This window comes from Paenibacillus sp. J31R30 (assembly GCF_059692115.1).
The window spans coordinates 568,629-591,193 of the sequence record NZ_JCAUAV010000003.1 but is presented as its reverse complement, the minus strand read 5'-3'; the positions used below and the strand labels follow the sequence as shown (position 1 = coordinate 591,193).

At 44.4% G+C, this 22,565-nt stretch carries 31 protein-coding genes and 1 riboswitch; of the genes, 8 read left to right on the top strand and 23 right to left on the bottom strand.

The annotated features are described in order from the left end of the window. Positions 1 to 19: 19 nt before the first annotated feature. The 3 genes from AC58QO_RS14485 to AC58QO_RS14475 all read right to left on the bottom strand — a co-directional run bounded on the left by AC58QO_RS14485 (position 20) and on the right by AC58QO_RS14475 (position 2,889). The gene (locus tag AC58QO_RS14485; protein WP_497266547.1) at positions 20 to 220 is read right to left on the bottom strand and encodes a hypothetical protein; all 201 of its coding nucleotides are present in this window, start codon (positions 218 to 220) and stop codon (positions 20 to 22) included. After that, positions 220 to 672: an NUDIX hydrolase gene (locus AC58QO_RS14480; protein ID WP_497266545.1), complete on the bottom strand. Its 453-nt coding sequence runs from the start codon at positions 670 to 672 to the stop codon at positions 220 to 222. The genes AC58QO_RS14485 and AC58QO_RS14480 overlap by 1 nt, the downstream gene beginning before the upstream one ends. A gap of 105 nt (positions 673 to 777) precedes the next feature. Beyond that, a complete protein-coding gene (locus tag AC58QO_RS14475; RefSeq protein ID WP_497266543.1) occupies positions 778 to 2,889 on the bottom strand; it encodes a glycoside hydrolase family 52 protein in 2,112 nt (703 codons plus the stop codon). A gap of 174 nt (positions 2,890 to 3,063) precedes the next feature. On the opposite strand from AC58QO_RS14475, the gene AC58QO_RS14470 reads away from it, so the two are divergent. Both AC58QO_RS14470 and AC58QO_RS14465 read left to right on the top strand, forming a co-directional pair. Beyond that, positions 3,064 to 3,963, top strand: a complete 900-nt coding sequence (locus AC58QO_RS14470) for a helix-turn-helix transcriptional regulator (RefSeq protein ID WP_497266541.1) — start codon at positions 3,064 to 3,066, stop codon at positions 3,961 to 3,963. A gap of 102 nt (positions 3,964 to 4,065) precedes the next feature. Next, positions 4,066 to 4,875, top strand: coding sequence for a sugar phosphate isomerase/epimerase family protein (locus tag AC58QO_RS14465; protein ID WP_497266539.1), 810 nt, complete (start codon positions 4,066 to 4,068; stop codon positions 4,873 to 4,875). 57 nt (positions 4,876 to 4,932) lie between these two features. On the opposite strand, the gene AC58QO_RS14460 is transcribed toward AC58QO_RS14465, so the two are convergent. The 10 genes from AC58QO_RS14460 to AC58QO_RS14415 form a co-directional block, all read right to left on the bottom strand. Beyond that, positions 4,933 to 5,220: a hypothetical protein gene (locus tag AC58QO_RS14460; protein WP_497266537.1), complete on the bottom strand. Its 288-nt coding sequence runs from the start codon at positions 5,218 to 5,220 to the stop codon at positions 4,933 to 4,935. Between the two features lie 143 nt (positions 5,221 to 5,363). Then, a complete protein-coding gene (locus AC58QO_RS14455; RefSeq protein ID WP_497266535.1) occupies positions 5,364 to 5,828 on the bottom strand; it encodes an SRPBCC family protein in 465 nt (154 codons plus the stop codon). Positions 5,829 to 5,868: 40 nt separating this feature from the next. After that, on the bottom strand, positions 5,869 to 6,294 hold the full coding sequence (locus tag AC58QO_RS14450) for a DUF2569 family protein (RefSeq protein WP_497266533.1): 426 nt from the start codon (positions 6,292 to 6,294) through the stop codon (positions 5,869 to 5,871). A gap of 355 nt (positions 6,295 to 6,649) precedes the next feature. After that, positions 6,650 to 7,300, bottom strand: coding sequence for a SafA/ExsA family spore coat assembly protein (gene safA, locus AC58QO_RS14445; RefSeq protein WP_497266531.1), 651 nt, complete (start codon positions 7,298 to 7,300; stop codon positions 6,650 to 6,652). Positions 7,301 to 7,305: 5 nt separating this feature from the next. After that, a riboswitch (cyclic di-AMP (ydaO/yuaA leader) is annotated at positions 7,306 to 7,440 on the bottom strand. 100 nt (positions 7,441 to 7,540) lie between these two features. Next, positions 7,541 to 8,167 (bottom strand): stalk domain-containing protein, encoded by a 627-nt coding sequence (locus tag AC58QO_RS14440; RefSeq protein WP_497266529.1) that lies wholly within the window; start codon positions 8,165 to 8,167, stop codon positions 7,541 to 7,543. A gap of 23 nt (positions 8,168 to 8,190) precedes the next feature. Continuing rightward, positions 8,191 to 8,628: a DUF4362 domain-containing protein gene (locus AC58QO_RS14435; RefSeq protein WP_497266527.1), complete on the bottom strand. Its 438-nt coding sequence runs from the start codon at positions 8,626 to 8,628 to the stop codon at positions 8,191 to 8,193. Positions 8,629 to 8,730: 102 nt separating this feature from the next. Continuing rightward, the gene (locus tag AC58QO_RS14430; protein WP_497266525.1) at positions 8,731 to 9,192 is read right to left on the bottom strand and encodes a hypothetical protein; all 462 of its coding nucleotides are present in this window, start codon (positions 9,190 to 9,192) and stop codon (positions 8,731 to 8,733) included. Further along, a complete protein-coding gene (locus tag AC58QO_RS14425; RefSeq protein ID WP_497266523.1) occupies positions 9,179 to 9,976 on the bottom strand; it encodes a hypothetical protein in 798 nt (265 codons plus the stop codon). Before AC58QO_RS14425 ends, AC58QO_RS14430 begins: the two co-directional genes overlap by 14 nt. Then, positions 9,973 to 10,497: a hypothetical protein gene (locus AC58QO_RS14420; RefSeq protein ID WP_497266522.1), complete on the bottom strand. Its 525-nt coding sequence runs from the start codon at positions 10,495 to 10,497 to the stop codon at positions 9,973 to 9,975. Before AC58QO_RS14420 ends, AC58QO_RS14425 begins: the two co-directional genes overlap by 4 nt. Beyond that, complete coding sequence (locus tag AC58QO_RS14415; RefSeq protein ID WP_497266520.1) at positions 10,484 to 11,053, bottom strand: hypothetical protein; 570 nt, start codon at positions 11,051 to 11,053, stop codon at positions 10,484 to 10,486. The genes AC58QO_RS14420 and AC58QO_RS14415 overlap by 14 nt, the downstream gene beginning before the upstream one ends. Positions 11,054 to 11,152: 99 nt before the next feature. Between AC58QO_RS14415 and AC58QO_RS14410 the strand changes: the two genes are divergently transcribed. After that, positions 11,153 to 11,683, top strand: coding sequence for a DUF84 family protein (locus AC58QO_RS14410; RefSeq protein WP_497266518.1), 531 nt, complete (start codon positions 11,153 to 11,155; stop codon positions 11,681 to 11,683). A 120-nt stretch (positions 11,684 to 11,803) separates the two neighbouring features. Here the strand turns inward: AC58QO_RS14410 and AC58QO_RS14405 are convergent, their stop codons facing one another. The 4 genes from AC58QO_RS14405 to AC58QO_RS14390 all read right to left on the bottom strand — a co-directional run bounded on the left by AC58QO_RS14405 (position 11,804) and on the right by AC58QO_RS14390 (position 14,490). Further along, positions 11,804 to 12,787, bottom strand: coding sequence for a glycerophosphodiester phosphodiesterase family protein (locus tag AC58QO_RS14405; RefSeq protein ID WP_497266516.1), 984 nt, complete (start codon positions 12,785 to 12,787; stop codon positions 11,804 to 11,806). Between the two features lie 11 nt (positions 12,788 to 12,798). Further along, entirely contained in the window at positions 12,799 to 13,269 is a 471-nt protein-coding gene (locus tag AC58QO_RS14400) for a hypothetical protein (protein ID WP_497266514.1), read from the bottom strand. Between the two features lie 23 nt (positions 13,270 to 13,292). After that, positions 13,293 to 13,700, bottom strand: a complete 408-nt coding sequence (locus AC58QO_RS14395) for a hypothetical protein (RefSeq protein ID WP_497266512.1) — start codon at positions 13,698 to 13,700, stop codon at positions 13,293 to 13,295. Positions 13,701 to 13,866: 166 nt separating this feature from the next. Further along, positions 13,867 to 14,490, bottom strand: a complete 624-nt coding sequence (locus AC58QO_RS14390; protein WP_497266510.1) for an FMN-dependent NADH-azoreductase — start codon at positions 14,488 to 14,490, stop codon at positions 13,867 to 13,869. A 364-nt stretch (positions 14,491 to 14,854) separates the two neighbouring features. Between AC58QO_RS14390 and AC58QO_RS14385 the strand changes: the two genes are divergently transcribed. After that, positions 14,855 to 15,274 carry a cupin domain-containing protein gene (locus AC58QO_RS14385; RefSeq protein WP_497266507.1) on the top strand — a complete coding sequence of 140 codons (420 nt, stop codon included), beginning with the start codon at positions 14,855 to 14,857 and terminating at the stop codon, positions 15,272 to 15,274. A 48-nt stretch (positions 15,275 to 15,322) separates the two neighbouring features. Here the strand turns inward: AC58QO_RS14385 and AC58QO_RS14380 are convergent, their stop codons facing one another. From AC58QO_RS14380 to AC58QO_RS14360, 5 genes are all read right to left on the bottom strand, one after another. Continuing rightward, positions 15,323 to 15,772, bottom strand: a complete 450-nt coding sequence (locus tag AC58QO_RS14380) for an SRPBCC family protein (protein ID WP_497266505.1) — start codon at positions 15,770 to 15,772, stop codon at positions 15,323 to 15,325. Beyond that, positions 15,765 to 16,088, bottom strand: a complete 324-nt coding sequence (locus tag AC58QO_RS14375; protein WP_497266504.1) for an ArsR/SmtB family transcription factor — start codon at positions 16,086 to 16,088, stop codon at positions 15,765 to 15,767. The genes AC58QO_RS14380 and AC58QO_RS14375 overlap by 8 nt, the downstream gene beginning before the upstream one ends. 77 nt (positions 16,089 to 16,165) lie before the next feature. Continuing rightward, positions 16,166 to 16,510: a zinc ribbon domain-containing protein YjdM gene (locus tag AC58QO_RS14370; RefSeq protein WP_497266502.1), complete on the bottom strand. Its 345-nt coding sequence runs from the start codon at positions 16,508 to 16,510 to the stop codon at positions 16,166 to 16,168. A 107-nt stretch (positions 16,511 to 16,617) separates the two neighbouring features. After that, positions 16,618 to 17,217 carry a DUF2238 domain-containing protein gene (locus AC58QO_RS14365; RefSeq protein WP_497266500.1) on the bottom strand — a complete coding sequence of 200 codons (600 nt, stop codon included), beginning with the start codon at positions 17,215 to 17,217 and terminating at the stop codon, positions 16,618 to 16,620. 165 nt (positions 17,218 to 17,382) lie between these two features. Next, positions 17,383 to 17,748 (bottom strand): c-type cytochrome, encoded by a 366-nt coding sequence (locus AC58QO_RS14360; protein ID WP_497266498.1) that lies wholly within the window; start codon positions 17,746 to 17,748, stop codon positions 17,383 to 17,385. Between the two features lie 177 nt (positions 17,749 to 17,925). Here AC58QO_RS14360 and AC58QO_RS14355 point away from each other — a divergent pair, with 177 nt between their 5' ends. The 4 genes from AC58QO_RS14355 to tatA are packed head-to-tail and all read left to right on the top strand — an operon-like array spanning position 17,926 to position 21,488. Then, positions 17,926 to 18,702 (top strand): gluconate 2-dehydrogenase subunit 3 family protein, encoded by a 777-nt coding sequence (locus AC58QO_RS14355; RefSeq protein ID WP_497266496.1) that lies wholly within the window; start codon positions 17,926 to 17,928, stop codon positions 18,700 to 18,702. Between the two features lie 33 nt (positions 18,703 to 18,735). Beyond that, positions 18,736 to 20,457 carry a GMC family oxidoreductase gene (locus AC58QO_RS14350; RefSeq protein WP_497266494.1) on the top strand — a complete coding sequence of 574 codons (1,722 nt, stop codon included), beginning with the start codon at positions 18,736 to 18,738 and terminating at the stop codon, positions 20,455 to 20,457. A gap of 41 nt (positions 20,458 to 20,498) precedes the next feature. Next, the gene (gene tatC, locus AC58QO_RS14345) at positions 20,499 to 21,239 is read left to right on the top strand and encodes a twin-arginine translocase subunit TatC (protein ID WP_497266492.1); all 741 of its coding nucleotides are present in this window, start codon (positions 20,499 to 20,501) and stop codon (positions 21,237 to 21,239) included. Between the two features lie 48 nt (positions 21,240 to 21,287). Then, positions 21,288 to 21,488, top strand: coding sequence for a twin-arginine translocase TatA/TatE family subunit (gene tatA / locus AC58QO_RS14340; protein ID WP_028555878.1), 201 nt, complete (start codon positions 21,288 to 21,290; stop codon positions 21,486 to 21,488). A gap of 73 nt (positions 21,489 to 21,561) precedes the next feature. On the opposite strand, the gene AC58QO_RS14335 is transcribed toward tatA, so the two are convergent. Next, positions 21,562 to 22,542 carry an aldose 1-epimerase gene (locus AC58QO_RS14335; RefSeq protein WP_497266490.1) on the bottom strand — a complete coding sequence of 327 codons (981 nt, stop codon included), beginning with the start codon at positions 22,540 to 22,542 and terminating at the stop codon, positions 21,562 to 21,564. Positions 22,543 to 22,565 lie beyond the last annotated feature (23 nt).

The window sequence follows — 22,565 nt, the reverse complement described above, 5'->3', positions numbered from 1 at the left end:
TGTCCACCCCGGTTTCAATCTACCTCTTTTTCCTTACCAAAGCACCAAATAAACATACGCCAAGAAAATAAACCGGAAATAGAATGAGCCCTACTACAGTAATGGCTAAAATTTGAAACATCTTATTATCGTCATCAGTGTCGTTATATTTGTTAAAACCATAGAACATCCCAACGAGCCAAATGATCACCAACACATATCCAATTCGATATGCTTTCATTATACCGTGGGCTCGCTCTCATCGCCTAGGAATCCTAAGTTTTCTAGCGCCATTTTCAAAATAACACGATTGTTCTCATATCCATTCAGATAATGTAATTCCCACGCTTCTGCGGCGTTATGCCACTGGACTCCTCGGATTTCCTCCGTTTGTGCTTTGAGCTCCCCACTGATAGCTTCGACTAAAAAATAATGCGTTTCTTTCTCAACTTGTCCGTATTCTGTATGCTCAAACTGATAATAATTGATTGTCAGAGGCTGAATGATCTTGCCTACAATATTGGTTTCTTCATTAATCTCGCGAAGGGCAGCCTGCTCTATTGTCTCTCCAACTTCCATGCGACCTTTCGCAAAGGCTAGCTTCCGATACCGATCCACAATTAGCAAAATCTGAACATCTTGGCCTATTTTACGGTAAACAACACCGCCTGCTGAAATTTCCTTTTTCGTCATGTCTGCAATCTTCCTCCAGTCCAACAAAGCTCCATCCCTACCATTTTACAAATAGTACCAACAAAAAAGCAACCAAAGTGATTAGCTTCGGTTGCTCGGATGTCATTACTTCGTTTCTTGCAGCCACAAAATGCTTGTCACACCGCGTGGATAATACTTGCTTCCGGTAATCTCGCCTGAAATGATTTGATCACTCCAGCTCCAGATCGAGAGGGTCGGATGTGTTAGCCAAGCGACATGGGCTGCATCAGCCGCAGCGCCCTTTTCATCCCAAGACAGATCTAGGATTTCACGTGCTACGAATTGGCACAAATAAATTTTACTTAACCAGGAGTTATTACTTGTTGAGGAAAGCTTCCAGCCACCATCCTCGAACAGGCAGGTGCCTTCTACAAGCACAACATCCAGATGCTTCTTCAATGCTTCGATATAAAAGCCGTAACGACCATTCACATCCAGCGCAGACTTATTGCCTGTGAAGTATGGGAATACCAGGCCTTCGATGGCTGGAATGATTTTGGAATCATTGCCTTCTCCGACAACGGCAGGAATATAACCAGCTTCGGTAACGTAAGACGTAACCGTTTGCGCGCACTTCAACGCCTGCTCACTCGCGATAAGAGCCAGATCTTCTCTGCCATTTTGAGCAAAAATGCCTTCCATGGCCACGTATGCCGCCCAACATTTGCCCGCCATATAAATATTGTTACGGGATTGTCCCAGCGAGACGTCTAAGCTGTCATAGGTCGTGATTTCCGCTCCACCCATGGTGCGTGTGCTGTCCAGTGACATGACACCATTGCGCAGCTCCGGATTCGGATGATCGCGATTGATCATGCTCGTTAAACATTTATCAAAAATCGCTAGATTCGCTTGCAGCCACGCTTGATCATCGGTATGCGCCACATAGGTTGCTCCACACAGCGTCCAGTTCACTAACTGCTCATGCGTCATATGCGAGAAGCAGTCGTCCAAGCCGTAAAGCTCATAAGCCGAATAACTAGGACGTGAAAGGGTATTGGCTACCCCCATGTCATGCGTAAAGGAAAGACCGCCCGGGTACTCCGTAGGGTCGCCAGGGAAACACACTTTATCCTCATAGCTATATCGTTTCACGAACATATCCAGCTCATTACGAACGGTCCATGGGTTCACTGCCAGCTCATAGAATAATTGATCCACCGTCAAATCGAACGTATTCATCATGCGATATTCGCCTTCATTGACTATCCAGAATGGCTCATCATCCATATCCAGAAGCTGCGTGTTCCCATAGTAACTGCGGATGGCATGTGCAAGCATAAATTTCTGATCCGCAGACAAGCAAGAGTTGTCGATGTTGGCATCTGCGCTTTGTGCTAGTGCAGCAAGCTTGTCGAAATTGTCCAAAGCGTAATCTGCAACGGCTTCAATATTTTTGAATAAACGTGCGTACGTATACGATGCATCACGACCCGCAGTAACGAAGCCAGAGCGATGGAAGCAAATGGCGAATTCATATGTACGCTTCTCACCCGCAGGCGTATCTGCGAACAAAGCACCAACGGTACCGAGACCGAAGGTTAAGTTTTCTACAATTTTCATTTTCAAAATATCTTCGATACTAAAGTAGAGACCTGAACGTACATCAGGATCTTTGGAAACAATTGCCGTCATTCGGCCTTGTCCAACACCCGCGGCGCCTTCCATCGTATCATCCAACCTGCGCATCGCACTGTACGGATCTGTCCCTTGATACCCGAAGAAAACTCTTCTAGATGAAGTACCTTTGGTATTATCCACGGTAATCTTCGCTAGAACGGCTGGGACGAGAGCTAAGCGCAGCTCCTCATCATTAGCTTTTGTTGGATCAGGCACCGATTGTGTCGGTGAAATGAGGCTGAATTCCAAATCGCCAGCTTTCCATGTATCTGTGCTAACTTTGAAATCTCTATGGATCTCTTCTTGAGCAAAAGGGAACACTGTTTTCTTTTTCTTCGGCTTCGGATCCGGATTCTCGATGTCATAGCGAAGGCTCTCATCTTCGACCGAAAATTCGAAAAAGGGCAGTGCATCGTACTTGCCGCCTTCCGGGGATTCAAGACCAATATATATATTTTGCTTAGGAGGACGCGCTTGTTCTAAATCGAAGCCTCCGCTTTTTCCTGGAAATCCAAGGGTAAAGCTTGCGAATGCGCCTACTGGCGAATGGTGTGCGTTGAAAAATTGATTCTTCATTTCAGGATGCTCCTCTCGGTCATTTGCCCTTATTATACAATGAAGGAAACCTCGAACCCATGGGCAATACGATCTTCCATTTGGACAAAACAAACATTTGATTTCCACCCTAAGGAAGTGAGATAGTTAACTTAACGAACAGATGTACATAACCTTTTCAGAGGAGTTATCGAGATGAAAGTCCTTCAACAAGAAGCATTACCCGCTGGTCTCGACAATGTCGTTAACGGGGGCATGCTGCCAGATGTGCAGGCATCTTTCCGGATTTTCGCCGCCCATCTTCGCAAGGTTAACGCACAGTGGTCCTTCCCCGAGCATCAACATCCCATGTTTGAGCTGAATCTTGTCATCGAAGGCTCACAACGGATGCGAGTCGGGGAGAAACATTTTGTCCAGAAGCAGGGTGACTTGGTCTGGATTCTTCCGAATGAGGTGCATGCTAGCTTGGGGGCAGTCGATGGGAGCATGATGGCGTACGTGTGTGTGCACTTGGAGGTCACCGATCCTTGGCTCAGGCAGCAACTAAGTCAGATTAAGGAAACACTTCACCCTACTGGCAGCAAAATGGAGATCTATCTCCGTCCCATCCTGCTTGATCTTGCACAAATAGCGAGAGAACATGTCTCCAGCAGCCTGAACTTGAAGCTTCAGACGATGCATGCTTCGTTTCGTATTTTCACAGCGCTAAGCGAACTATTACTAGAAGAAGCTGTAGCTTCCACGCAGCATAACGAAGATTCCGGCTTAGCCGCACAGCTGGCAACGCTGATTGAACATCAAGCTTCAACGACAGTTAAGGGGCAGGAGCCCTTCCGCATAACGGTCATCGCAAAGCAGCTTGGTTATAGTCCCACGCATTGTAATCGTGTATTTCATAAAGCATACGGCGTCTCGCCGCGTCAATATCTAAGTACAGTCAAGCTTCGCCAAGCAAAGTTGATGCTGATGGATCCAACACTTTCGATCGAGTACATTGCGGAACAGCTGGGTTACAAGGATTTGTCGCAATTCAGCAAACAATTCAAACGATGGACGAATTTATCCCCTACCGCTTATCGACATCTGTCTTGGTGAAAATAAGTTGGGTATTGCTGAAGATATCATAAGATTTTTACCTTTCTCTTGTCCTATACTCATAGATATTTCTATGGAGCTATTAGATAAGGAGCAATGGATATGAAACTAGTCGGCTATAAGTCCTTGTGGGAATGGAACGGTAAGTGGAAGGGGAACTTAGAGCGAATCGCTGAGGCAGGATATTCCGGTGTTGAGTACACGCCTCCTCCCGACCCTAAGGATGATCTGCCCTTTCGAAAAGAATTAGACGACATGAACTTGTCATTTATAGCGCAAGTGGTGACTCGAGGACCAAATCACACTCATTCTTTCCGTGAGCAGGTGCTTCGCGCAGCTGAGCTGCGACCTGATCTTATCAATTCGCACAGCGCAGCCGATCGGATGTCATCCGATGATCAGCTGCGCTTCTTCGAAGCGGCGCTCCGCGTTGAGCAGGAGGTCGGCATTCCGATCGCGCACGAAACGCATCGGGGGCGGGCTTTTTTCACGCCGTGGCAAACGGCGGCCATGTTGAAGCAGCTGCCGGAGCTCAAGATCGGCGCCGATTTCAGTCATTGGTGCGCAACCTGTGAGAGCATGCCGAGTCCGGAGGATGAGGACGTGAAGCTGAGCATAGCGCGTGCCATCCACATACATGGACGCGTTGGGTACCCGGAAGGTCCGCAGGTGTCGGACCCGAGGGCACCTGAATTTGCCGGACATGTGGAAGCATTCATCGGCTTATGGTTGAAGATCTGCCAGAACCGAATCGATGCCGGAGCGGATTCGATGACCTTCACGCCCGAATTCGGACCGCCGCCGTATATGCAGGTGCTGCCCTTCACAAGACAACCAGTGACGGACTTGTGGGAAGTGAATTTGTGGATGTATCAGACGTTTAAGACGAGGTTTGAGGCGATGTATCGATGAAAAAACGGAGGCCTGGGATGTGGTGACACGTCTTGGGCTTCCGTTTTTTATGGGAAACTATTTTAGTTTGAGGTTCATCGTTATTTTCTTCGCCTCTTCAGTGGTCAGTGAAATCGAGTAGCCTCCCTTAATTTCGTATAATTCGATGAGACCACTACTTGCGGGAGAAATGAGCAATACAGCTTCTTTCTCTATTTGACCGATCTCTGCGAGCTCATTAAGAGTAGTATTGCCTGTATGAACCGTCCAATAATAGGTTTGTATGCATCCCCGTGACTCCAACTGTTGAGCGACTTTTCGTACTTTGTCGATGTTCTTGAAACTAGATGCAATGTAGAATTTCAATTGGATACCTCCAATCTAGTTAATCCAATCGACTCTTGTCAAAAGGATCTTCAATTGTATCCTAAGATCTTGCAATCTGGAATCAGTATCATGTGTGTGATACCTTAAAACGGCCCAACCATTAAACTGGAACAGCTAACTCCTTATCCTAACCTTTTTTCAGCTAAAATCTTTAACTGTTCATTCCGATATGTCAAAAATCTCATCATATATTTCTTTAAGACAACTCTCTCAACTACCCATCCGAGCCATCCCATTGGCGCTTCGAAACATAATGTATCCTTCATTAAGGTTCGATTATTACCTAAATCAATAAATTCATGTTCATGTCTCATACTTTTGAAAGTACCCTGCAGCATTTCATCAACAAAGCGATACGGTCGAACGTAATTTGAAATGAGTGAAGTGTGTTTTTGCCGAATGAAGAAGTGCCGCGCCTCAAATGTGACTGTTTCCCCTCCACTTATCATGCCTGAAGTTGTTCCGGCAATCGCTCGTTCCTTGGTGTGCGGCCAGACCGTCTGCGTATGTATATCAATATTGCTCGCCATGTCAAAACAAATATCAATCGCGGCTTCAATTTCAATTTCTGTGTAAACCTTAATCACTGGATGCACCTCTAGTTTCTTTCATTCTCAGCAAAAATTCTTACTTCACAAAAGTTTCCTTAACTCTCTTAGATCTCAGAAAATACAAAATCCAAACCACACTAATTAATCCAATAAACATGGATACAAAATATGAATTTGGTATTTCATGATAACGAAAAATCACGTCACCGAGAGTAAACATTCTTATGAAAATACAAAATAGTTCAAAGCTTATAATAATCTTAGGGGTGAAATGCTGTTTAGTCACGAACAGGAATAAAATCAGACCAGAAGCGAGTAATTTAATAATTGTTCCTAAATAAATGACTATTTGGATCAGAGTACCTTCCGTGATAACTCTAATAAATTGGCTAATTTCATTGATCGTTCCCATCCCGTATAACGCCGCAGTGATAATAAGTGTTATAAAATAAATCAGTAACCATCCACCGATTGGTTTTGGGTAGTTTTCTAAATTAGTCATCCAGCCAGCTCCATGATCTTTATATTTTTTTACTATTTTCTTAATGGATTTGACTCAAAATATTTTGTTCTCATAGCTATGTTTAATGTACTTCCTACGTAATAAGATTTGTCAGTTTGGTAATCGTATAGCTGGTAAACATGATATCTCGCCTGCCCTGGTTCAAAACGATCTTGCATGACATCATCTTGGTCGTTTCAGTTCTCACTTCCGCTATTAGTGAAATTATTAGCAAAACTCCAATTCTCTAGTTGATTCCCAATTCGACATGTACAACTTAACTCCTTTCAGATGAAATAAAAAAGGCAACCTCCATAAGGGAGGCTGCCGCGACTTATTATAATAATTTTACTCATTAATTACTGATAAACTCCTGAACCCACTCACCATTATAATAAGCAACACCTATTTGCGTGAAGTTAGGGCTTAGAATATTTTGACGATGACCTGCGCTGTTCATCCATGCTGTCATGACGGCTTGAGGCGTTTGTTGACCCTTAGCGATGTTTTCACCCGCATAGGAATAGCTAATGCCGTAGGAGCGCATCATATCAAAAGGAGAACCATAGGTTGGAGATGTGTGATCGAAATACCCGTTATTGTACATATCTTTCGCTTTATCCAGAGCCATCGCCGTTAATGCGCTATTACTGGCCAAAGGCTTCAGTCCAGCCTTAGAACGCTCCTGGTTAACAAGGGTTACCACTTGATTAGCAAATGTTGTTTGCGTTGGCGCAGGTGTAACCGATGGTTTGACAGGTGCCGTTGTGTTTGTGCTTCCCGGAATATTAAGCTTCATCCCCGACCAAATCACGTTGGGATTAGAAACTTGAGGATTCGCTTTAATCAGCGAAGTTAGGCTGACGCCATACTTTTGGGAAATTTTCCACATGGTATCATTACCCGCAACCGTATGAGTTCCCGTTGCAGCCAATGCCGCATTCGCTCCAATTAGTACGCTTAAACCCAGTGCACCAGTGACGACAAGCTTTTTGTAACGTTTCAAAATAAACATCTCCTTTTTGCGGCCTGCGAGGTTAGCTGTCGGATTCGGATCAAAGAGTAATCACCCGGCCGCAAGATTGCGGCTTCACCCCAAAGATTGGGTCCCCCGTGCTTCAAAAAAAGCTTCGGCCTTCTAAGTTTTTGATCCAAAATGGATCCTTAAGATTGTATCATGCGAAATCAATGAATACATGACTCAAAATTTTCCATTTAAATCCCATAAACTCCAATTCACCATGATCTACTCGTATGTAGCCCCAGCTGTTGAACCGTCTGGATACATATAATATGTATAAATCTGTCTATCTTTCCCTTGGGAATACCACAGTTCAACTTTCTCAACTTTCCCATCAACTGACCATGTTAAGATTATCTGTCCACCTAATTTGCCTTGCTCAATCCCTTTAAGATCGATATTAAGTCCTAAATATTGATAGTCTGCAGAAGGTAACATATCATAACGCCAGACAGCTTGCTGCTTATCATCATTTGTTCGTTCTACCGCAGGATTACCAAGAAGTTCTCTTACGTATTTTTGCTCATTTCCAACTGTCAATCGATATTGGACCTGCCATACCCTTTTAGCTGTTTCATCTGCAAAACTTGCAGGTTCATTCATCAATGAAATAACTTGATCACGAGAATTATAAGAAATGCCTAAGCCTAACCCCTCACCGATAAAACGAATAGGTACGTATGCATGCCCTTCCACATTCAACACTTTATATTCAGAAGGTAATTCCTTGGTTTGACCGTTGATTTCAAAAGTAGTAGGAAATAAATACGCTCGGATAGTCTCCGAAGCAAACGCAGTTGTAGTTGCAGTTAAAGCAATTCCACAGGTCATGCCAAGCAAAAACTTTTTCATTGTCTCTCTCCTCGTATTTAATTTCACGATCCTCCACTACCCGCTACCACAAAGCTAAAAGTCTCCCCAATCGCAGCATCCTTACAACCATCCAGCTTATACGAAACACCTCGTTCTACTTTCTCAGAAATGATACGTGTACATGTCGTTTTCAGCCGTTGTTTACTGCCATGTTTATCCGCTGAATTATCATAGGTATAAGAGATCTTATCTTTTTCATAAGCAAAATCATAATAAATCGGATCCCCTTCAATCGTCATTTGCATGATCCGAATCTGACTCTCAATGTGCCCCTCCACGTTGCTCAAGAATTGATTGAATCGATCCAGATTAATGATTCTGCCATGGATATTAATGACATCGCCTTTGGCGGTACCTTTGTCTATATCGTACTTTGAATCCGAGCATGAACTAAGCAAAAAACAACACAATACAATCAACATTAGACCGTTTATTTTCATCTCAGTTCCCCCTAACCGTTCCATCTACTTGTTTGACGCAAGCGCAGCTGGAAATGTTTTGAAACAAAAAAAATAAGCTTGAAATCTCAAGCTTGTCATCATTCAGCTATGAATTTTGCCTACCGATAAAGCTCGATACCCCCAAAGCACATCCTGTACCTCTTGAAATCGTCCCTCATGGCATTGAATAATAACAGCTAACTCGGGTAATCTTTCCTTTTTTCGAATAACCTGTTTAAGGACCTTCACTTGTATCACGCGCGTACTACTATAACCTACAATAAATCCGCTAACAGCGGAGATAAGTCCCCAAATAATAGGGCCCCAATAAAGGATGAAGCCAAAACTGATTCCAAATACTGTAAAACCAGTGGACGTTGCCATCCCAACCTCGAAAGCCAGCATTTTTTTATTCGGATTGGAATTATAATTATGATCCGAGATCTCCTTATAGTTGTCCATCATCACGGTCATGATCGCTTGTCGCGATAGCCCCATCTTCTCCAGAACAGCCAGTGCTTCCTCCACCTCGATAGAATGCTCAAATGTACTAATAATCAACATGTGGGTCATTCTCCTTTTCAAACAGGGGTAATGGGAATTGAGGATACGTCTCTGTCAGAAATTGCTTCTGCTCGATTCGGAAAAGTCGATTATGATCATGAGCAGTCATATAGGCATCATACATGGCGCCACAGATGACCGAAGGCATAAATAGGAGCCAATGTGGGTCTAAAAGGGCTGTTGATCGGGACACCTTACCTAATATCAAATAAAGCATAGCTTCATGTGATCGTGACATTGTCATATAAATAAACCACCAGAAGACGCCATAGAAGCCCAGCGCTAAACGGTTATTGTAAAGCTGTCCAAGCCCAGGAAAAATAAATGAACTAAACAGAGCTGCGCCAGGTCTTTTGAAACAAATACTCGTAATAGTCCATGGCTTCATCAAATTGGAAGTAATTCTTGCTCCTTCCAGCCTCGCTAGATGATACTGCTTATTCGCATCAACAGCCTTAATATAACTATCCCATATTGCAAATAAATAAACCATCGCATAAGCAAATGCCCATCTAGGTTCGATGACTTGAGCCGCCAACTCGAATTGACCACTGAACGAATAGTAAATGGCTTCATTAATACGGGCAAGCGTATTGATGGCAACTTCCCAAGCTGACAGTAGAAATCCACGTATAAACTGATGAAGCAAGAAATGACCGAATCCTGGAAAAGAGGCAGACCACCAGGCAATGATCTTGGGATCCTGCCAACGCAGGCTGCTTAAACCGTCCGAACTTAATAAGGCTTGCTGTCTGCGTGGCGACTGTACGTGGTGCGAGCTCAACTTCGATTCATTCTCCTTATCGAATGACTTTTTTGTTCTATCCAATGCTTTTTCAGTCTTGTAAATAAAAGAACAAACAGTGTCTGCACGACAAGGTATATACAGAAGGAGTAGCTTAATTTCCATTGTCGATACTGGAAGACGTCAAAATAAACATTTACTGCCTCAAACGCCATTCCGATGAATGAACAAAGCAGAATATAAATCGGAATCATGATGCCTCTGATACGGAACCTGTTGTAGTAATAGGCAAATAAGTAACCAGATACCGGATATAGGTACCATGTTAACAGGTCGGCGAAATCAAAATACGGATAGATATTCGTGTTATAGAAATCGAACGGTTTTACCCCAATGCTAGTGTCTAACCCTTTGGCTGCATCCAAGCTGAAGAGCATCATAATGAGACTAACCGATCTTGGCATCGTTCTTGGCAATAGCCACATGAGACCATAGCTCAGAACGAGACAAATCATCGTAAACATCGTATTTCTTTGAAATAAGACATCAAGGTGACTCATAAGATATGCCGTCTTTCCGCATGATACCACGATAAATAACCAGTAAAAGAACAGTCAATATAAGCAACAACAAGCTTTCCAAATAGGACCACTCCATTTTCCACTTTGCTGAATATTGAACAATTCCCAACTGATGTAAGTAAATCTTCAACAACATGAGCACAACGGAGAAAAAGATTACTGACACTAACTTATAAATTAATCCACGTTTCGCTACCCACTGCTCCATCGCCCATAGCACAATGATCGGCAAAATAATCTGTTGGTACCCAATACGCAGGAATACATCCGATAATCGAAGTGAAGGAATAATATACGGAACATTTATTGTAAAGATCATAAAGTAGAAATCATGCAGAAACACCACGAGTAACCAGCCGAAAATGATTTCAAACAAATGCAAGCGTTTCTTCGTTACGAAGAATGTGATAACCGTTAGTATGTAAAATGTAATTAATACGATATCTCCCATTGATGCGGCACCTGGGTCCCCTTCAATAACTGTCGTTTTTAACAAATATACCCAATTTAAGTCACATTTAAAACCAATTCCCAAAAGCATAATACCCCATCTTCATGCCTAAAATGAATACATGATATACTAGTCCTAATTAGTCAGATTCTTTCGCAGTACGTTTACAAGGAGTGGTTTCCTATGTTGAAAAAAGAAATAAGCATTGCGCTAGGTACGCACAATCAAGCGAAACGCGCTGCCGTGGTCTTGGCTTCTGGTATTGAACCGATCTGTCACTCCGTCCCTTCCGGTGTGTCCGATCAGCCTTTGACGGAAGACGAAACCGTCCTCGGTGCCATCAACCGGGCGAAACAGGTGCTAATCGCTGAGCCTAATGCAGATATTGGGCTTGGTCTTGAAGGTGGACTAACCTATGATGAGGTCCATACGAAACAATGGTATCTCTTCTCCGTTTGTGCAGCATGGGACGGGAAGCGGCTTTTCGTCGGCAAAGGGCTTTATTTTCCCATACCCAATGACATTGGCGAGAGACTGAAGCAGGGCGGCATCGAGCTGCGTCATATTATTGATGAAATGAGCAGCACCGTCGGGAGCAATCATAAAGAGGGCGCATATGGCTTATTTAGCGATGGGCGAGTTACGCGGAGTGATGTTTTTCGAGATGCGGTTATTGCGGCATTGACACCATTTCGGTCGTCATTCTATAAGTAGGGTTATGCGAAGATAGCTTGCTTGAGAATTGGTCAAAGATGCTAGAGTTATCACAAATTTAAAAGAGGGTGCCCCTCGCCATTTTTATGGCTTTAGGTACCCCCCTTCTGGTTATCACTGCTACTCCTTATACAAAGGCGCAATGCGATCAATCCGATTCGTCCAAATCCCACCTGAATAAGATGCCGGAAGACGCTCCAAATCCGCCACAGTATCAAACCCCGTTGAAAATTCCGTGCCATTTCCACCAACCACAATAATTCTCGTATCCACTTTATCCATTCGGTTTAGAAACTTGTTCGGCCATCCCCATAGCAAAGGCGCCAACTTTTCAGGTATATGAATCTGAATATGCTCGCATGCAGCAGGTGTAATCCCTGTCCAGCCATAGGCAAGGTACGGGAGTAGACAGCTTTTCATTGTATCTACTGAAATTACACGCATGTCAGGCAATTTCTCTTTCACTATAGCAACAGGTACGTTCCCGCCATAGATCGTCAATTGGCTTCGACGTTCTGGCGATAACTTAGCCAATGTTTCAACGAGTAAGTCTCCCTCATGGGGATCATTGGTTTTAATATGAATGAGGAGCATTTGGGTTGGAAACTGCGAGAGTACCTCCGTTAAAGAGGGCATTAATCCCACCCCTTTACCTCGAAAAGGGTACGTTTTCCCATTGTCGGCCGTGTAGCCGTAACCAATATCCACCTTTTTTAGCTCAGCTATCGTGTAGTCTTTAGACTGACCTTTGACATCCGTCCGACAATCGAGCGTCCAATCATGGAACACCGCGAATTGATCATCCTTGGTCACATGAATGTCAAATTCGACCTCATCTGCCCCAGCGTCAAATGCAGCTTGCATAGAAGGAATCGTATTCTCCAGATATGGATGCTCTGGCTCAAAGATCCGTTCGGCTGTGCAGGTATCGTTTTTCAGATCCTCCGTATGGAACGCTTGTGCCATCCCGCGATGCGCCATCAGAAAAGGGTCACCACTTCGCTCTTTCGTAAGTAACGACGTGTTATTGATGTAAATAAATACGATGAGAATGAGTAAAGCCCAAACAATTTTACTTCTGAATATTTTTCGCAAGCGATTCATAGGTCCTCCGGTTATGGTTTACTTGCCTGCCAAATATACTTATGCTCTCTAATACCGAGGTCCCCAGCCAATCTTCCTTGCAACGCAAGTTCACTGATTAGCTTGTCAAGTTCAAGCTTATGCTCAGCTAAGGTGAAATCCGGGCTCCCAGGCACGTCCGATAAAAAGAGCACGAGTTCTTCCCTTGTCGGGAATTGCATGACGGCATCTTGAAATTCTTCAATAACGATGTCGATGAATCCGATGGTTATGAATTCATTAGCATTATCAAAACCAATAATACGATTCGTGTATGCGGACATTTTCAAAGTAAATTCACCATGACCTGAACCTGCATCCAATACAGACTGAAATTGAGGTAACATCTCAATCAGGCGATTCTCAAAAACATCCTCAGCAGATCTTCCTACTGTCTTGTAAATCGCTCTGCTCTTGTATCCGCCATTTCGTCTGGCGATCATGTCATACCATTCAATTCCCATAGGTAACCTCCGATTGATAAAGATTAGTTGTGATCCAAATGTTCTATCGGATTATCCAAACTGTGAATCGATAGCAGCGCACCTGTACGTTTAGCAACGAGCAATTCAACTGCCTGTTCGACTTGAAAATGTTCATATTCTGCGGCTTTTACACGTACCTTCATTAATTTCCCATTTAGCTTCCGTATATGTACACGATACTCTTCTAGAAATTCTACTTTAGCTGCCAGCTTCTCCGCGTCATTTTGAGTGAGATCTATACAAATAATAACAGCAAGTATGAGGAATACACCTAGAATTACACTAAAAAAGGAAACGAAGCCAACAGGTCGATTAGCGCCAATCGTTATGAGTAATTGCATGGCCGTTAGGAAGAGTAAGGTACAGACAATAATGAGCTGGGTATTTAGAGATCTTTCGTAGAGCTTCACTTTTTCCTGCCTCCCTGTGCAATTATATCACCGTATACTCTATATGATATTCGTGAGACTCTACTTATTCCCTGTTTGTAAGTAAAATTGAAGGTCCGGATGTATTGCAAAACAAAAAAAAGGAGCATCCCAAGGGATGACTCCTTCTTCTTTTCAACCAAATTTCTTAGAACGCTTGTGCGGCTTTCACGGTTTCGCGCAAACCTTCAGCAATGATATCCGCTGAACGATCTTTAAATTGATTATGTCCTTCTATCACAACGACTTGTGTTTGAATACCGAACAATCCAAAAACACCGCGAAGTGGTCTAATTGCGGACTCAACTTCAGCCATTGGTCCTTCGGAGTACACGCCTCCGCGTGCGTTTAACAAGATTACTTTCTTATCGCCAGCAAGGCCAACTGGGCCTTCTGCTGTATATTTGAACGTCTTGCCTGCCTGGCATAGGTAGGAAACATACGTAGTCAAAGGAGCTGGTGAAGTGAAGTTCCATAGTGGGAAAGCAATGACGATTTTGTCAGCTGCAAGGAATTGATCCAAATAACGATTAGCCACTGTAGCAGCAATTTGCTCTTGAGCCGTAAGCTCATAGCCTGCATTTTGCTTAAACGTTCCAGTAATCGCGTCATTTCCGTAATAAGGAAGTTCAACGTGATACAAATCAAGTTCTGAAATCACATCAGTCGGATTTGCTTCTTTATACGTATTCAGAAATGTTTCATACATTTGAACACTTACTGCTTGGTCTGAAGGTCGATCGTTTACTTTTACAAAAAGTACTGTTGCCATGACGTCATCTCTCCCATGTCTCTATCTCGTATTATTAGTACAATTTAATTGCAACTAACATAGGCACATTATAGGACGTATGAGATGATTACTCAAGTGAATTTTTTGACACATGTGTTAAAGTGCTTATATAGCAGGCTTTAGCGAGCTTTATTTTTCCGCTTATGAAATACAAACCATGCAACGCCGATCGTTCCTACTACGAGTAAAGCGCTAAATAACAGAATGTAACTTAGATGGAATAACTGCAAGTTTCCCCCTCCTCCATACCAAAATCCCCTTAATTCGCTTACTTATTATGATGGGTCACACGAAGCTAAAATATGTATTTTTAGCATAGAATAGTTGCAGGAGGTGCTGCTACATGGATAATAACCGTACATGTCGACTCATCCGCTCATCACGAACCTATCATGGGAAGCAAGGCTTCGATTACGCCGAGGCAATTTCCAAAGAAAGCGCAGATTCGCAAGGCATTTGCATGATGCTGCTAACTATTCCCCCAGGTCAAAGAGCAACAGCTCATCTTCATCAAGACCATGAAACCACCATTTATATGCTCGAAGGGATATCGGCCATGTGGTATGGGGAGAACTTGGAACAGCATATGGAGCTGGAAAAAGGTGACTTTCTCTACATTCCCGCTGGAATGCCTCATCTCCCTTATAATCCGAGTGAATCGGAGTCTTGCACATGTGTCCTTGCCCGCACCGACCCCAATGAACAGGAGAGTGTGCTCCTGCTTCCTGAGCTTGATGCGTTATGGGCTTCCAAAAAGATCTGAACATGAAAAGCAGAGAATCCACCGGGATCCTCTGCTTTATTATTTGAATTACATGAATGTTAATGTGTTTCCTGTTTCAAGCAAGCTCTTCAAATTGCTAATAATAGCTGGCCAGCCATTATTAAAGCCTTCGAAGGTATCGTCTCGCTCGACAATATCGCTTTGCACAAGCTTTTCATGCTTCAGGGTTAGCTTCACCGTGTCCTTCATGGGTTTCAGTTCGAAGGTTACTCTCGTCGGTTGCGGACGTTCTGTGGTATCTGCAACATAATGCCAAGTGAAGGACAGGATGTGATACGGCTCACATTGCAAAATGATGCCATGATCCGTCACTTTTCCCTCCCGCGAATAGGTGACTGTTGCGCCTTCTACCCAATCGGATTGGACAGCTGTCCCGAAAAAATATTTTTCAGTAAAATCCGTGCTTGTTAATGCCGTCCAAAGCTTCTCTGGTGTTGTCGCGATATAAGTTACATAAATAAAAGTTACCTCAGACATTAGGGTTCTCCTCTTGCTCCAAATTTTTCTTCAAATCCTGGATCAGTGTGATACGTTCATGCTCATATTTGCGAATCCAGCGGTCGTAAATATCAACGATCGGTGCCACGTGCAAATAGTGGATTTTATGGCGTCCCTGCCACTCTACAAGAATGAGTTGCGCTTCCTCCAAAAGCTGCAAATGCTTCGTGACGGATTGGCGCGTCATCTCCAAATGTTCACATAGCTCACTTAAGGTTTGGCCATTTCGTTTGTAAAGCTCATCAAGAAGTTGTCGACGGCTTGCGTCAGCCAAGGCTTTGAATACGTTGTCCATGCATCCATTATATGCAACCATTTGACTGCATGTCAATGTGTACAAAAGAAAAAGACCCGCACTAAGCGGATCTCCTCTTATATCTTCTTTACAAACTCCGACTTTAATTTCATCGCCCCGAAATCATCGATTTTACAATCAATATCATGATCGCCTTCGACCAAGCGAATGTTTTTCACTTTGGTACCTATTTTGATAACGGATGAAGTTCCTTTTACTTTCAGATCTTTGATGACCGTTACGGAGTCACCATCTTTCAATACATTGCCGTTCGCGTCTTTTACCACTTTCTGATCTTCACCGTTCTCATCATCGCTACCTGATGACGACCACTCATGCGCACACTCTGGGCACACCAATAGATCACCATCTTCATACGTGTAAGCCGATTGGCATTTGGGGCAGTTCGGCAACTCTTCCATGTTGTCCATTCCTCCATTCAATAGTGCTTATAGTGCCATATACGTGGAGAAATGACAAGCCAATAACTGCCAATCAACCTGCTCCCCTGCCGATCCGCGAACTCACATTACCTTATATCCACAAGGGGAAGTGTCCTTTTCTTCGCCTTTAATGCCAAATAACAAGCCGTCACGATTGCACCTGCTGTGCCGCAAATGATATCCGTCATGGTATCGAGCAGGCTTCCGTTTTGAGAGTTTAGCCCGAAGAGGTGGTCTGTCGCAAACTCATAGATTTCCCATACGCCTGCCATCGCGATCGAAAAAAACAAGCACAACCACACCGGGACATGCGATGAGAGGTGCTCTGTTCCCTCTTGATGGTCAGCAGCTTTGCTATAAATTAATAAGCCGATGAAGCAGAGGATCACGCCCGAGAAGAGATGCTCCATTTTATCCAAATAAGGAATAACGCCATAATAGCCGAATTCGTTCGCAACGAACATTGTGACGAAAATAAACAGCAACACACAGAAACGCAACGAAGTAAACATGGTTGTCTTCGTCCATTTGACAACAAGCCGAATGAGCTGGAGCACAGCTACAATGAGTACAGCTTGAAACATTTTGGCCGCGTTGCCTTTCACGAGAAAATATACAAAACATCCACCAGCCAATACATACATCGCTAGTTCAAAGAGGTCATTCCACCGATCCTTACCCTTCATCTGGTTCATCTCCCTATGACTTAATGTGAAAGGAAGCTTATATATTGTAATTTTCCAATTACTTCATTATCCTATGCCCATACTTCAAACAAATGAATGACACGCTACCTACAAAAGAAAAATCCCGCCTGGCCGCTTTACAGCGAATGACGGGGTTCTTCCTGACTACTTTTTGTCTGCAAGCCATGTCGACAATGAACTGACTTCATCATCAGATAGTTTCCCTTTAAAAGCTGGCATGGCACCCTTCCCATTCGCAATGATTCCGGTGAGTTGTTCCTTGGAGTGCTTTCCGCCAACCTTTTGAAGATTCGGACCTACCATTCCTTCCAAATTAGCACCATGGCAGCTGACACAGTTCGCTTTGAAGACTGTCTGTGCATCAGCCTTGGTTGTTGCACCTGTACTTGCAGATGCGGTTGGTGTTGTTGTTGCTGTGCCTGGAGTTGGGCTAGGTGTCGTTTCACTCTTTCCGCATGCCGATAAAGCACCAGCAAGCAATAAGGTGAGGACTACAATCTTTCTGTTCATGAGTATGCTTCTCCTCACATTCATAGACTCAAATGTCGGTTATAGAAAACGGATACCTACCACTACATTGCCCCCGTTTCCATTATTTCATGCAATTTATGCATAGGAAATCCGCTTACAGCTCAACATATCCATAACTACCCAGATGTACATAAAATTCCAAGGAGGTATGACAAGATGGCTGACAAAAACACGCAAAATCATACGCCCGATCACTCACGCCGCCGTTTTCTCAAGTACACAGGAACTGCCATTGGTGGCGTAGTCGTTGGTGGCGTCATTGGAAGCGCAGTGTCAGGAGGCTTTAAGAAAGATACTGCCCAGACCTCTCCTTCGCCTACGATAAGTCCTAAACCGCAAGTCACGGCTGATTATAACCAAGCACCGATGTTTTTCAATCAAGCTCAACTTCAAATAGCCGAAGCCGCTGCTGAACGTATCTTTCCCAAGGACGAGAGCGGTCCTGGAGCTACCGAGCTTGGCGTTACCTTTTATATCGACCACCAGTTAGCGAGTCCTTGGGGTGTGAATGCCCGGACGTATCGAATGGGTCCATTCGTGAAGGGTGAAGCCACACAGGGTGATTACCTTAGTATTCAACGCCATGAACTCGTCACGATGGGACTGAACAGTCTCGAGGAAACGGCAAAAACCAAGCATTCCAAAGGCTTCGTAGAGCTTAAACCAGAGGAACAAGACGCGATTCTAACCTCGATGGAGAAAGGTGAAATCAGCGTCGTTAACGGCGTGACCGGTAAAACCTTTTTTAACCTTTTCCGCATACTTGTCATGGAAGGTGTTTATTCCGATCCGTTGTATGGCGGGAATAAGAATATGGCTGGCTGGAAAATGCGTAAATATCCAGGTAATCAGATGAGTTATATGAATATGATCGATAAAGATCAATTCGTTGCTATGGAGCCCCGCAGCTTGCGCGATCATTTCGCTCATTAAGGGTACGACTCTTACACAGGAAGGAATACGTTGATGGCTACTAAAATGCCGAAAGTCCCCGTTGTCATTGTGGGTATGGGATGGGTTGGGGGAATTATTGCCGCTGAGTTAGCAAAACAGGGTGTCAAGGTTGTTGGCCTAGAGCGCGGGAAGCCGCGCAGTACGGCAGATTACTATATGGTGCATGATGAGCTGCGTTACGCCTCTAGGTATGATCTCATGCAGGATTTATCCAAAGAGACGGTGACGTTCCGAAATACGGAGAAAATGGCCGCAGTGCCAATGCGAGAGTATGGCTCCTTCCTCCTTGGGGAAGGTCTAGGCGGGGCGAGTGTGCATTGGAATGGACAAACGTTACGGTTTCTTCCATACGACTTTGAAATTCACAGCAAAACAGTAGAACGCTATGGGAAATCTAAAATCCCTGAAGGAATGACGATTCAAGATTGGGGCATCACGTATGATACGTTGGAGCCGTATTTCGATAAATTCGAGAAATTAGCTGGCATTTCTGGTGAAGCTGAGCAGAATCCACTGGTTGGCAAACGTTCAGCGCCATTCCCGACCAAACCGATGGTGAAAACACCGGTCTTGAAATTGTTCGAAGATGCGACCAAAAAGCTCGGCTACCATCCCTACATGATGCCTTCCGCTAACTTATCGGAGCAGTATACGAACCCAGATGGTATTACCCGTGCTGCGTGCCAATATTGCGGCTATTGCGAGCGATTTGGCTGTGAATACGGAGCTAAAGCAGATGTGATCGTGACCGCTCTCCCTGTAGCTCAGAAAACCGGCAATTTTGAGCTGCGCTCTTACTCCAATGTGATTCAGGTGCTCAATGACGGCAAAAAAGCCAGCGGCGTTGCCTATGTGAACACGGTCACCGGTGAGCAATTTGAACAGCCAGCGGATGTGGTTATTATGGCCAGCTATGTATTTAACAACATTAAGCTTCTCCTCACGTCGAAATTGGGTAAACCTTATGACCCAGCGACAGGTAAAGGCGTCATTGGGAAGAACTACTGCTACCAAACGAACGGCGGGAATGCGACAGGCTTTTTCGATGAGAAACAGTTCAACTTATATGCAGGGGCTGGCTCCCTTGGCATGGAGATTCCTGATTTCAACGGCGATAATTTCGACCATACGAATCTGAATTTCATCCATGGGGCAGGTATTCGGATCTCCCAAACCGGCCAACGGCCGATTGCGACGAACTCTGTACCCAAGGGCATACCATCGTGGGGGAAAGATTTTAAGCAAAAATCGCTGAAATATGCGAATAGTGTGTTGTCTGTCTCTCCCCAGGGAAGCAGCCTGCCATGGAAACATCATTATGTGGATTTGGATCCGACCTATAAGGATGCTTACGGTCTTCCGCTTCCGCGGATCACTTTCGATTTTGAAGAGCAGGATCGTCAAATGATCAAATTCATGGCTGGGAAATCTGCAGAAATCATGAAAGAAATGAATCCATCCACCATTGGCTCGTCGGATCAGCTTGCTCCGTACAATATCGTTCCCTATCAATCCACACATAACACTGGTGGTGTCATAATGGGTGCTGATCCTTCCACTTCCGCTGTGAACTCGTACTTACAAATGTGGGATGCGGAGAATGTGTTCGTGGTAGGTGCCTCAGCATTCGCTCATAACAGTGGTTACAATCCAACTGGAACAGTCGGAGCCTTGGCCTATCGCGCCGTGGATGGTATTGCAAAATATTTGAAGCAAGGTGGAAGCGTCGTTTAATACAGCCCAGAATACACGTTTCATGAGAAGGGAGAAATGGCATGGAGCAGGAAGATTGGATCTTGCATTTGACTGAGGTGCGCAAACGATTGCTGATCGTATTGGGCTGGTTCATTATCACGCTGTGTGTCGGCTTATACCTCTCATCAGACATCCTTTTGTACTTGAAATCACAGCCATTGATCGGAGAAATCAAATGGAATGTGTTTTCTTTCACAGACGGGCTGATGATTTATATGAAATGTGCGGCTCTGTTCGCTGCGTTATTTACAGTGCCCGTCGTTCTCTACCAAGCATGGGCCTTCGTGAAGCCAGGCTTAACCGTAACCGAATCCAGGAACGCGCTTCCTTACATACCCGTCGCTTTTGCGCTGTTTATCATCGGGGTTTCGTTCAGCTATTGGGTCGTATTCCCGATGATGATGCGTTTCATGATACGAATGAATCAATCCATTGGCGCCGTCGAGACGTATGGGATAGACCGATATTTCGCTTTCCTGTTTCAAATTGTCATCCCGATGGCGATCGCGTTTGAGCTGCCAGTGGTTCTCTTGTTTTTAACTAAAATTGGACTGCTAACCCCTCAGCTTTTGAAAATGTCCAGGAAATACGCGTATATCGCGCTCACCATCACAGGCTCATGCATCTCGCCTCCTGATATGATTTCACACTTATCGGTCACCGTGCCTTTAATTCTCTTGTTTGAAATCAGCGTATTGGTTGCCGGTTGGCAGTGGCGAGCCATGCAGCGTGTTGCCAAGCTAAACCTTATCGAAGAGTGAATGAAAAGATACAAAGAAATGATATGACATGAAAAGAGGATGATTTGTATGTTCAACAATATCGGAGTTTCAGGATTAATTTTAATTCTGGCTATCGCCTTGATCGTCTTCGGACCTTCCAAGCTGCCACAGCTGGGCCGTGCTTTCGGAGATACCCTGCGTGAGTTCCGTAACTCAACGCGCAATATCATGGAAGATGGCGAACATGATCATTTGATCGAAAATGAAGGCAAGAAGCCGCCGCTATAAGCCGTAACCGGCATAGAAAAAGGAGCCTTTCACAATGTGAAAGGCTCCTTTTTAGCCTACGAATCCCCAAGAATCACTTCAGCAGCTCTAACCAAACTGACGTCGCTACTTGTACAACTTCCTGTGGAGCAATGCCCTTAGCCCCCGTCTGCTCAGGCGGATAAGGGAGATTAAACGCATCCGTTACATACGTGTATGGTTCAATTGAGAAAGCATCCGTCCAATTCGGTTTAAACAAGACCGCGAACGGGAACTGAGGATCAATCTGGTAAGCGATCCGATAACCTGCCTCCTTCATAATGAAGCGGCACGTACGATCTTCACCAAGTGAGACCAGTGAACAACCGAGCTGCGGATATTCGGCTAACGAAATTCCGTCTGATAAGCTTTTACAGAAATCCGTCTCGGCAGGTGGGCCCTGCACGAAAGCCAAGTTCGAAACCGGCCATTCTTCTATCGAAGGTACGCTTAAAACAGCATCTTCTCCAGCGAACGAAGTGGCAAAATACGGATGAAGCCCGAGCGCAAATGGTGCCGTGTCATTCCCTTTATTTTCAACCGTAATCTGCGTGGTCAAACGTCCTTCGAATAACCGATGTGTAACACGAAATAACAAGGGATGAGGAAAATAATCCATTATTTCCGGATGCTCCGCAAAGTCGAACTGACAAGTCACATATGCGCCATTCTGCTCTGCAGCACCTACCTCAACGATATCCCACGCTTTATGCGAGATTTCACCGTGTAAATGATGATGCGGCGGCTCATTCAGCGGAAGGCTGTACGCCCTGCCTTGGAAGGTAAATGTCCCATTCCGAATACGGTTCGGAGGAAATAAGATGGGCGTACCATACATCGTATGTGAGCTAGGATGATCGATGAATGCCTGCAAGCTGCTCGGTGGCACAATGATCGGGATCTCTTTGCTCGAAAACGAAAGTAAATTAGCGCCAAAATCAGGCGATATCTTAGCTCTCTCATCCCCTTCGACATCTACTAACTCTAACAACGTGTAACCCAATTCCTGAATTTGGTTCACAGCATAACGACTCATTGTGCAGCATCCTTTCATGCCCT